The sequence below is a fragment of the Streptococcus sp. 1055 genome (assembly GCF_013276815.1).
Classification (GTDB): Bacteria; Bacillota; Bacilli; order Lactobacillales; family Streptococcaceae; genus Streptococcus; species Streptococcus pseudopneumoniae.
In genome coordinates, this window is sequence record NZ_VMLT01000098.1 from 1 (window position 1) to 11,187 (window position 11,187).

General features: G+C 38.8%; 10 protein-coding genes and 2 pseudogenes. 2 read left to right on the forward strand and 10 right to left on the reverse strand.

The window, feature by feature from the left end:
• Positions 1-233, forward strand: a pseudogene (locus HT699_RS08545) (IS630 family transposase); the annotation flags it as partial.
• A gap of 308 nt (positions 234-541) precedes the next feature.
• Here the strand turns inward: HT699_RS08545 and HT699_RS08550 are convergent.
• Both HT699_RS08550 and HT699_RS08555 read right to left on the reverse strand, forming a co-directional pair.
• Positions 542-1,624, reverse strand: coding sequence for an N-acetylmuramoyl-L-alanine amidase family protein (locus HT699_RS08550; protein WP_172934267.1), 1,083 nt, complete (start codon positions 1,622-1,624; stop codon positions 542-544).
• Between the two features lie 12 nt (positions 1,625-1,636).
• Positions 1,637-2,875, reverse strand: coding sequence for a caspase family protein (locus HT699_RS08555; RefSeq protein WP_172934268.1), 1,239 nt, complete (start codon positions 2,873-2,875; stop codon positions 1,637-1,639).
• A 92-nt stretch (positions 2,876-2,967) separates the two neighbouring features.
• Here HT699_RS08555 and HT699_RS08560 point away from each other — a divergent pair, with 92 nt between their 5' ends.
• Positions 2,968-3,822 (forward strand): Rgg/GadR/MutR family transcriptional regulator, encoded by an 855-nt coding sequence (locus tag HT699_RS08560; protein WP_023932940.1) that lies wholly within the window; start codon positions 2,968-2,970, stop codon positions 3,820-3,822.
• A 124-nt stretch (positions 3,823-3,946) separates the two neighbouring features.
• Here the strand turns inward: HT699_RS08560 and HT699_RS11815 are convergent.
• The 8 genes and pseudogenes from HT699_RS11815 to HT699_RS08595 all read right to left on the reverse strand — a co-directional run.
• Positions 3,947-4,158: pseudogene (locus HT699_RS11815) on the reverse strand (IS3 family transposase); the annotation flags it as partial.
• 88 nt (positions 4,159-4,246) lie between these two features.
• On the reverse strand, positions 4,247-4,594 hold the full coding sequence (locus HT699_RS08565; RefSeq protein ID WP_050261340.1) for a type II toxin-antitoxin system RelE/ParE family toxin: 348 nt from the start codon (positions 4,592-4,594) through the stop codon (positions 4,247-4,249).
• Positions 4,584-4,871 carry a type II toxin-antitoxin system RelB/DinJ family antitoxin gene (locus HT699_RS08570; RefSeq protein ID WP_023939238.1) on the reverse strand — a complete coding sequence of 96 codons (288 nt, stop codon included), beginning with the start codon at positions 4,869-4,871 and terminating at the stop codon, positions 4,584-4,586. The genes HT699_RS08565 and HT699_RS08570 overlap by 11 nt, the downstream gene beginning before the upstream one ends.
• Before the next feature lie 162 nt (positions 4,872-5,033).
• Positions 5,034-5,645, reverse strand: coding sequence for a 30S ribosomal protein S4 (gene rpsD, locus HT699_RS08575; protein WP_000092760.1), 612 nt, complete (start codon positions 5,643-5,645; stop codon positions 5,034-5,036).
• Between the two features lie 194 nt (positions 5,646-5,839).
• Positions 5,840-6,892, reverse strand: a complete 1,053-nt coding sequence (locus tag HT699_RS08580) for a HAMP domain-containing sensor histidine kinase (RefSeq protein WP_172934269.1) — start codon at positions 6,890-6,892, stop codon at positions 5,840-5,842.
• Complete coding sequence (locus HT699_RS08585; RefSeq protein ID WP_000520643.1) at positions 6,889-7,587, reverse strand: response regulator transcription factor; 699 nt, start codon at positions 7,585-7,587, stop codon at positions 6,889-6,891. The genes HT699_RS08580 and HT699_RS08585 overlap by 4 nt, the downstream gene beginning before the upstream one ends.
• 166 nt (positions 7,588-7,753) lie before the next feature.
• Positions 7,754-9,997, reverse strand: coding sequence for a PavB family fibronectin-binding SSURE repeat adhesin (locus HT699_RS08590; RefSeq protein ID WP_172934270.1), 2,244 nt, complete (start codon positions 9,995-9,997; stop codon positions 7,754-7,756).
• Between the two features lie 115 nt (positions 9,998-10,112).
• Positions 10,113-11,129, reverse strand: a complete 1,017-nt coding sequence (locus HT699_RS08595; RefSeq protein ID WP_172934271.1) for a glycosyltransferase family 2 protein — start codon at positions 11,127-11,129, stop codon at positions 10,113-10,115.
• Positions 11,130-11,187: the final 58 nt, after the last annotated feature.

Below are 11,187 nucleotides of genomic sequence, written 5' to 3' on the forward strand. Positions count from 1 at the left end.
CTTTGAAGACACCTCATGTTATTATCATGGACAATGCTAGTTTTCATCCCAAGAACATTTTGGATGAACTCTGCATCCAAGATAAACACTTTTTCTTACCTCTACCGCCATATTCACCGGATTTGAATCCTATTGAGCAAGCTTGGGCTATCCTGAAAAAGAAAGTGACGGATTTATTAAGGGAAGTCCCAACTATTTTTGAATGTTTGGAACGCTTTTTAAAAACTAAATGACTATAAAACTTTTTTCCCAGATTTTTGTTTACTACTAAAGTTCACAATGGGTCTAATTTTTAAAATACTCTTGTTTAATTTTTGTAAGCAGATTGTTAGTAAAAGAGAATAACCCTGCTAAATTTCTGATCTACTTTATTCTATAGTGAAATGAAATAAAAATAGGACAAATCAATCAGGACAATCAAATCAATTTCTAGTAATGTTTTAGAAGTCCAGATGTACTATTCTAGTTTCAATCTACTATATATTATTCACTGACTAAAAAAGAAAACCTACCTTCTCAGTAGATTTTCTCTGTTTAAAATTTATTTCCAAGCGCCACTGGCATCTACATAGTAACCATCAGGTGTATAGGTGTTGTGAAGCATCTTACCAGTTGAAGCAAGGTAGTACCAAGATCCACTATCTTTTACCCATCCTGTTACCATAGAACCTGAGTTGTTTAGATAATACCAAGATCCACTATCTTTGATCCAACCTGTCGCCATAGAACCTGAGTCCTTTAGGTAATACCAAGAGTTATTATCATATAGCCAATTGCTAGCAATCATAGCTCCTGATGATTTAAAGGCATACCAGTTGCCACCCTGATAGAGCCAAGTTTGATTGAACATGACTCCTTTATCATTCATAAAGTACCAAGTTCCCTTGTCCTTAACCCAAGCATTTTTAACTAATTGACCTTGTTTTTGATAGTACCACTTTTCACTGTAATTCTTTTTTAGCCAGCTTTCTGCTTTTAGAATCGGATAAAGTATTTTGAAGGCTCCTCCCCCTCTGTAGGAATGACTGATAACTCCTGGTTTTTGAAGTTTCAATTCTACATAGTCGTCTTCCCAAGCAAACACTTTTTGACCATTGAGAGTCTCTGGTAAGGTAGCAGTGTAGGTCTTAGTTTGATAGTCCCATTTTGCATCAAGGTAGGTGTGTTGATCATTTGATTCGTCAATACGGAAGTAACCACTCTTTCCGCCATCATTATATACATCATCTACTACTTTAGTGGACCAGGTCTTTACTTCATTTCCGCTCTTGGCTTCTACCTTGATATCTCCTCTATAGCCATAAGGTACATAGAAATTCAGGTAACGCCCCTCTGTACCGACCATAGATTTGTCCTTTTCTTGACCTAGGAAATTGATAGTCTGATCTTGACCATTGAGACTAACCGTCCACTCGATTTTCTCAGTTTTTGGCAAATCCAAGACTTTGATATCCACTTCATGGCCATTGTTAAATCGAAGAATTTTGCCATCTTGATACCAAACGCCACCCTTAATAACCCATTCTTCTTCCAATTCGAATGCCTTTCCTGAATGAGGGAAAGCTAGTAAAGCTAAACCTGCTAGAGACAAACCAAATAGTGTGATTTTTTTTGATACTTTCATTTTCTTAACTCCTTATTTTTGAAATAAAACAAATTGACTGTTTTCTGGATAAACTGATACATGTTGCTCCTTATTACTGCTTGATGCAGCTTCAAGGACTAGAGGATAAGAGTATTGATACAGTTCCTCTAAAGTGATTTTTCCGTTAATATTGGTGTCTGCCATAGGCGAAATCATTCTATTTTGAAGTGAATCCCAACCTGTACCCATTGCCCAGTATCTGGTGGCAAGACTACCTATTCCGACTGCACTATACGATTTTTCACCTTTCCAAGAGGCACATAGTACGAGGAATTTAGAATCAAGCATTTCACCATTCTTGCTTGCTAGATTTCCTGTTGAGAATCCTGCCAAAAATGCTTGTTCATCAAATCTTTCTTCAGACTTGGAGGCAACCTTTTCATCTGATTTACCTACATCTATAATTGTTCCTGAATAGCAACAATCCAGCATAACCACAAACTTACCTTTATATTGTTTCAGTATAGATGCCAATTCCCAACCTGAAAAGGATGTTTTATCGCTACCAATGGCTATCGTCCCATCTTCTCCACCATGACAAGTAAAGTAAAGATAATTTACATCGCTTTCGCTAGAAGATTCAAACAGTTCTTGCATTTTTGCAATAATTTCAGCTTTTGTTTTATCAGGGAAACAAACAACGTTACTAAAGTTTTGATTGCTAAAAACCTTTTCCATAGCATTAACGTCTTCGATAGGTACTGCTCTCGTTGATGTTTCACCAAGAACTAAAGCACGGCGATTAATCGTTTGTCTTGCTCCACTACTAGCAAAGAAATAAGTATCATCTCCAATATTGTGCCAACCTGTCTGCATAGCACCGCTGTCAGCTAAATAATATTGTTTTCCGTCGATAGTCTGTAGGCCAGTTTGCATGACACCGCTAGTATTTAAATAGTACCAACTACCAGAAATCAAATACCAGCCTGTTTTCATAGCACCACTAGCATCTAGATAATACCAATTTCCATGCTCATTAAACCAACCTGTTTTCATCCAACCTTCACTATCAAAATAGTACCAGGTTTCATTGATCTTTTCCCACCCGTTTTTAGTGTAAGAACCGTCAGAATGTTTATACCACCAACGACCATTCGATTGAATCCAACTGCCATTGGAGTGACTATAAGACTTGGGAGAGATAGATTCTTGAGCAGAAACTGGACTATTTACTGGTAGTGTTGCCACTAGGCTCAGTAAAGCAACTGATGACAATAAAATTTTTTTCATAATCATATTGTCCTTTCTGTTTTATTTTTGTATAATCGTATCACAAATAAAAAAACAGGTTTTATTTTTTGCAGAAATGGAAGAGGAATACTATGGAAAATTTTGGAGCAGTTTTAAAGGATATCCGTATTTCAAAAAATTTTCGTCTTAAAGATTTGGCTTGTGATAAGATTAGTGAGTCAACTATTTCTCGTTTCGAAAATGGGATTACAAAATTATCTATTGATCATTTTTACATATTGTTAAATCGCCTGGGGATATCATTTTCGGAATTTGAAGAATTAGTTCATTGCTATTATTCCAAAAAAGAATGCTTTTTTGAAGAATTAGAACATGCTGTAAACTCTTCAGATATCATTTTGTTACAAGAACTAATAAAGAAAATAGAGCTAAAACAAAAGCAGGAAAGAAGTTTATGCAATTTTCACATAAAATTGATTGCTGAACAACAGATTAATCGCCTTGTAAATCTTCCTTATAATACATCTAAATGCAATGAGATAATAAAGTATTTGCTTTCGGTAGATACTTGGATGGAGTATGAACTGAAAATTTTTTATAATTCGGTGTTTTTTATGAACACTAAAACCATAAGCTTATTATATAGAGCGGTAATCAAGAAAACACGACATTTTTTAAAAACAGATATGGGAACACATAGAGTAATTCCTTTATATTTATTTAATTTAGAATTATTATTAAAAAATAATTTGTTAAATAACGCTCAATTTTTTATAGATGATTTAGAAAATTTACTGACCAGACAAGGATATTATTTTGAAAAGAATTATTTACTCTTCCTAAAAGGTATTTATCTTATAAAAACTAATCAAATAGAGTTAGGTAAAAAAGAATGTTCTAAAGCTATGAGAATATTTAAGGAATATAATGATAGTGATACAATAAATGAATTAAACCAGAAATTTAAGCTAGATCTAACAATTTAATTGTTAAATGATATTGTTTAGAGATATAATTCCTAAAAAATTAGACAAATAATTTATCTATAAGATTTGGTTCTGTATTACACTGAGCTAAGTCTTTCTTAGTTTTAATACATTTGTTATTATATAGGCTTTTATTGATTATTTCTTGTTTTAATTCAGGGGAATAGTAACGATTCTTCCCATTTTTAACACTCTCTATTCCATAACGATCAATTCATCTTGTCACATACCTTAGCCCGAAACATCTACACAAAATCTTTTTGAAAGCTGATTAAAGATTTGTACTTGCTTTCTAAGTTCATAGATCTGAACCTTAACCTCATTTGTCAATCCCATAATAAAAATAAGGACATTCCAATTGAACTGCACCCCAAAAGTTAGACAGAAAAAATCTAACTTTTGGGGTGCAGTTCATATATAGGCGCTATTTTTTCTTGAGCAAGCGGATGTAGTCCTGCTTGCTATGAATAATATCTGATACAAAGACAGCTTTTCTGTCCTCTAAAATATGATAGAATGCTAGGTAATCTCCTAAAATGATGCATCGAGTTTTGTGGGGTGGGTATATAATCCCTCCTACTCTTTCGTCAGCATCAAATCCTGCTTCTGGGAAGACTTCAAGACGCTCCAAACCATAAAGAACATTCTTAACTGTGTTTGCTCCTGCCTGTTCTGAAAAGTAGTTAGCTGAGATATAATCTTTAATACCTCTTAGCTGTTCTTGTACCGTTTCGGAGATAATGATGCTATATGCCTTCTCGTTAAATTCCAAGGTTAGCCCTCACTTCATCAAGACTGTAAGTTCTTCCATGTTCTAAATCCTCAAAGCTACGAGCAATTTCAGCACGCAACCCTGATAGAAGTTCTTCTCTTTCTTTATCTACTTGAGTTTCAAATGGCAAGGCTTTATTTTCTACAATATGTTCTAAAAACAAGTTAAAACTGGCTGTCATATCAAGATTTTGCGCTGTGATAATAGCTTTAGCTTTCTCTAACAAGTCTCTGTTAGTCTTAAAATTTACCTGTGTGTTTTTTTCTAAAACATTCATGGTAGCACCTCCTTTAGACTATTATATCACTTTGAACTATACAGGTCTAGTTACGTATAGACGATTATAGCTGGATACTAAGAGAAATCAAAAAGCACTAGGGGAAAACGCCCCAAAGTGCTTAATTTCAAGGCTTTACAGCCTATCTTATTTAATAAAATATTACAACATTTTGTTGTAGAATTCAACGACAAGTGCTTCGTTGATTTCTGGGTTGATTTCGTCGCGTTCTGGCAAGCGAGTCAATGAACCTTCCAATTTTTCAGCGTCGAATGATACGAATGCTGGACGTCCAAGAGTAGCTTCTACTGCTTCAAGGATTGCCGGAACTTTCAATGATTTTTCGCGAACTGAGATCACTTGACCTGGAGTTACGCGGTATGATGGGATATCAACGCGTTTTCCGTCAACAAGGATGTGACCGTGGTTTACGAATTGACGAGCTTGACGACGAGTAGTCGCAAGACCAAGACGGTAAACAACGTTATCTAAACGACGTTCCAAAAGAAGCATGAAGTTGAAACCTAGGATTCCGCCTTTGATTTTTGTAGCTTGTACGAACAAGTTACGGAATTGTTTTTCACCTACACCGTAAGTGAAACGAAGTTTTTGTTTTTCAGCCAATTGCAAACCGTATTCTGACAATTTAGAACGGTTGTTTGGTCCGTGTTGTCCTGGTACGTAGTTACGACGTGCCAATTCTTTACCTGTACCTGTAAGTGAAAGGCCAAGGCGACGAGATTGTTTCCAAGATGGTCCTGTATAACGTGACATGTGAATGTCCTCCTGATATAAATAATATTTCGGTGGAAATAGTCACTTAGAAAGCCCTGATTCGTGCAGATGCCCTTCGCCTAAACAGCCAAGGTTACTTATCATAAGACACCTGTTGACGAGCTTCATGCTTTCCTGCTGATATTTCACACAAAATCCATTTTACCATGAATGGCTAGATTTGTAAAGGGGTTTTAAGCTTTATTTTCACTGCCAGAGAGATTGAGAAGGAGGGTAAAGGTGCTTCCTAGACCGTACTGGCTGCTGACTATAATTTCCCCACCCAATTGATGGGCCAATTCACGCGCAATAGCAAGTCCTAATCCATGACCACCTGTTTTCATATTACGCGAAGTTTCGACACGATAAAGGCGTTTGAAAATATTCTCCAAATCCTCTGGAGCAATGCCCTGCCCCTCATCCGTTACACTGATTGAAAGCTGGTTCTTCTCCAGCTTAGCCACCACTTCCAGCTTGGTTCCTGGAGCAGAGTATTTAAAAGCGTTATTGAGCAGATTCACCAAGATACGAGAAAGCTTTGCATAATCTCCCTCAATCCGGGCAGACTCTGGGATTACCTGCAAGTGGACATCTCTTCTCTCCTGCTCAATCAAGAACTGAAATTCACTCATGCACTCAATCAAGAGCTGGTCCAAAAAAATGCTGTCTTTACTAGTCATATCCGCCTGATTTCTGGCTGTGTTTAGAGTCAAAAAATTCAACTCCTCAACCAGTTTATTGAGTCTTTCAGTCTGGCGTCCAATGGTTGCTAGATAATGGGCTTGTTCTCCTTCCTTGATAACCCCATCCAAAATCCCTTCTACCGTCGCTTGGATCGAAGTGATAGGAGTCTTGATATCATGCGATAACTGGGCAATCATCAAGCCCTTTTCTCGTTCGCTTTCTTCCAAGGAATCAAAGCTTGCCTGCAAATCATGGGACATTTCATTAAAAGCTTGCCCTAATTGTTGAAATTCTAAAGGGCCTTGAACCTCCAAATTTGAAGGAAAATCCTTGTCCGCTACCCGCCTGGCATGCTCCTTGAGTTTGCCCAACGACGTAAAGACCGGCGATAGGAGAAAGAGACTAATCCCAGCACCGACAAGGCTGGCAACGATGGTCATCCCAAGCAAAAAGTAAATCTCGCCTTTCGCAATCAGCATTTTTTGAACAGCCCAAAAAACAACCAAAATGGTTAAGAGGGTTGAAATAATATATCCAACCAAAATATAACTTTTTAGTTTCATGTTTGTCCTCTCGGTTTCTCTATCTTATATCCCAACCCCCAAACTGTCTTAATAGTGGGCGTTTGGTCACTACTATATTTTGCCAACTCCTGTCGAAGAGCATGGATATGCACATTCAAGGTATTGGTGTCATCCACATAGTCTTCTTGCCAGACTTTTTCATAGAGGTCTGTCTTGGAGAAAACTCGCTCTGGATTGCTAGCTAAAATCCACAGCAATTCAAATGATTTAACAGTTAAATCCAGCATTTCTTCTCCTATTTGAACTTCATGGCTACTATGATTCATTTTTAGATTGCCAAGGGAAATCAGCTCTGTTTCGCCCCCACGATGAAGGCGGCGCAAAATATTATGGACACGCAAAACCAGCTCACGTGGGCTAAAAGGCTTAGCAATAAAATCATCTGCTCCCAAGCTCAGGCCGTAAATCTTGTCCTGTTCACTGGTCTTAGCAGTAATAAATAGGAAAGGCTGCTCTGGTGATAAGTATTGAACCTCACTGATTAAATCATAACCATCCATCCGAGGCATCATGACATCTGTGATAATCAAATCAATCGGTTTTTTCTTGAACAGCTCTAGCGCTTCCAGTCCATCATGGGCTACCAAGACCTGATAACCTGCCTGAATTAAGTATCTCTGATGAATATCTGTGATTTCTACCTCGTCGTCAACGAGTAAAATTGTCTTTCCCATCTGTCTCTCCTTTGATAAAAACAGTGCTATACTGCTTTAAGTATAACACTATTTTTATTGTTTTACGATGATTTTAATCTGCTATTGAAAGAAAGTCCTGATTGCTGATTGAGTTGGTAAACTAGCCTTAGTCAGCCCACTATCCATCATTTATTTCCTTAGCTGATTAGTTTTCTTCTTTTTTGTTTTTCAAACCTAGACCACCGAGTAAACCTGCAAGCGCAAGCCCAAGGAAACCAATACTTGCCATTGATGTTTGAGCTTCACCAGTATTTGGTAGCATTGCTTTATCATCTGACATCATCTTGTCTGACATCATCGTATCAGCCATCTTGTTAGCAGAAGCAGCCATGTTTTCACCTGCCATCGTATTGGTAGAGCTTGTCATGGTGTCAGCAGGCATGCTATCTGTAGTACTTGGAGCTGGAGTCTCAGTCTTCATACCTGATTTTTCCATTTGGTCATTTGCTGGCATTGCTTTATCAGTCTCTTTGGCTGGTGCCATCATATCCTTATGGTCAGCAGCTGTTTGATGAGTCGCACCTGTAGCATGATTATGATTCATCGGAGTCACGCCAGAACCAGAGTTAGAAGATGAGAATGAACCATTTGCTGTGTCTGATGTTTCTTTAACATTTATCTTAATAGTAACTTTTTTAGTTGCTACGATATTTGTCAAATCTGCTTTACCATCTTTGTTGCCATAGACTTTGACTGTAGCGCTGTAAGTTTGAGTGCCGTTTGCTCGGAACTGGTCAATGAGTTCTTGTTTTTCTTTGCCAGCTACATTTCCTTCCAAGGCTACTTGATAGAAGTATTGACCTTTAGTCTTCACGTTTTCGCCTAGTGGAGATAGGGCTGGGTTTTTAGCGTCGCCGTTATCTGACCATGGAGCCTTGTCAGATGCCTTAAGCAAGAGACGAGTCAACATGCCATCACCTGCGAATAGTTCGTATGGAATCACATGGTTGACACCTGCTGTGAATGGACCTTCACCCTTGGCTTTTTCTAGATAGGCTGCTGGAACATCGATACTGTCTTTAACGTTGTCTGCAACGGCTTTTTGAACTGTTTCTTTAGAAATTAAACCGTTTATGTTAATAGTGACTTGTTTAGTTGCTACGACATTTGTCAAATCTGCTTTACCATCTTTGTTGCCATAGACATTGACTGTAGCGCTGTAGGTTTTAGTGCCGTTTGCTCGGAACTGGTCAATGAGTTCTTGTTTTTCTTTGCCAGCCACGTTTCCGTCCAAGGCTACTTGATAGAAGTATTGACCTTTGGTCTTCACGTTTTCGCCTAGTGGAGATAGGGCTGGGTTTTTAGCGTCGCCGTTATCTGACCATGGAGCCTTGTCAGATGCCTTAAGCAAGAGACGAGTCAACATGCCATCACCTGCGAAGAGTTCGTATGGAATCACATGGTTAACACCAGCTGTGAATGGACCGTCACCCTTGGCTTTTTCTAGGTAGGCTGCTGGAACATCGATACTGTCTTTGATGTTGTTTTTAACTGCAGATTTGACATCGCTTCTTGTTACAAGACCGTTCAAGGTAATATTGACTTTACGTTCCTTGACAACCTTATTCAAATTTGGTTTATCACCGGCTGCTTCATAGACAGTCAGGGTAGCTTCATAGGTATTTGTACCATTAGTACGAAGTGTATCTAATAAATCCTGATCTTGCTTACCTGTAGTGTTACCATTCAAAGATACTTGATAGTAATACTTGCCATCAGGTAAATTTTTCACTGGTGGAATTTTTTCATTTTTATCCTTACCATTATCTGACCATGGAGCCTTGTCAGATGCTTTGAGCAAGAGACGAGTCAACATACCATCTCCTGCGAAAAGTTCATATTTAAGCGGTTTGTTTACACCAGCCAAGAAAGGACCGGAAGCTTTGGCTTGTTCTAGATAGCCCGCTGGGACATCGATACTGTCTTTAACATCCTCATCGACAGCTTTTTTAATATCTTCTGGACTTGCTTGTTTCCCATCCACATCAGCTGTATCTACAGCTTCTTTTAAGACATCTGCTAGCTCTGAATTTTCTTGAGCTTCTTCACCTTTTTCAAAAAGTGTATCCAGACGAGAAGGGCTTGTCTCCTCGCTCACTTCAGTTACTTCTGTAGGTGTAGAAAGTGAGTTCGTATTTCCAGCAACGACCTCAGGTTTCGCTTGAGCAAGAACAGTATCTCCCTGAGTTTCTGCTAAGTCACCCTCTTTCGTTCCCGATGTCTCTTCAGGTACAACTTGAGCAGGGGTCGGATTGACCCCATCGGCACGTACAGAACTTGGCTGACCAACTAGGACAAAGAAGCCACTAGCCACAACAACTGAGGCAACACCGACACTGAGACGGCGAATAGACCAACGAGTATATCTTTGATTTGGATTGAATTTCATAGGGTTCTCCTTAGAGTTTTTCTTTATTTGATGACTCTAGTATAATCTCCTAAAATTAAAAAGGACTAAGAAAAAGTTAAAATTTTTCTTAAATCCCTCTTATAAAATACTTATATCAATTAAATCCATAAACAGATTTGGTGATTTGATAGACAACATTGGACAGTTTGCGAGCTGGCAAGACAGAATGTTTGGTCAAACGGCTGAGCATGGTCTTGCGAATAGCCTGAAAGACCTCTGGATTTTCCTGCTGAATATAGGTCCACAGCTCCCGTTTTTTGGCAAGATGCTCTGCTGTGCCTGCTCGGTTGAGCAGGGCACTGGAAATCACCGTCGTGATTTCAATATGATTCAGCAGATATTCTCGCATTTTGGGGTGGCTCACTTGGGATAAATCAAGCTGGTCTACCAAGAGTCGATTGACTTTCAGTTGCTGGTCAATGCGCTTAATCATCACTTGCTCATTGACAGACTGGTCCTCACGCCCAATCAAATAACGATAGAAATCGACAGGCAGATAGTACATGGTCTTGACCTGCTGGAGGGGCGTAAAGACAAAAAGATTATCGACATAAAAAGTATGCTCAGGCAGTTGGAACTGGATCGCTCGCAACAAATCTGTCCGGTAAATCAGCGAGTGCATCATGATATACTGGCCTTTGGAGAAATTTCCGACCTGATCCCAGCCAAAAATCTGCTGGACAGGCAAGACTGACTCGTAACTCATACTCTTCTTACGAGACTGACCTTCCTTTTCGTAAACAAAATTAGTCACAAAGGCATCAACCTCTTGACCCTTGCTCTCAAGTTCCTGCAAGGTTTCAAGAATTTTCAGGTAAGCACGGGGATCCACCCAGTCATCACTATCAACTACTTTAAAATAACGACCAGAAGCCTCTGCCAAGCCGCGATTGACCGCACCGCCATGGCCTTTATTTTCCTGATAGATGGCTCTAACGATGTCAGGATACTTGCTAGCTAAACGCTCAGCTATTTCCTGAGTCTGGTCCTGAGACCCATCATTGATAATCAAGATCTCAACTTGCTCACCACCAATCACTAGCGACTCCACACAGTAATGAAGATAGGCTGCAGCATTATAGCTAGGAATGGCGATAGACAATAACTTCATAATCTACTCCTTTAGGGGACTGATTTTTCTTATACTCTTCGAAAATCAAAGAGCAAAC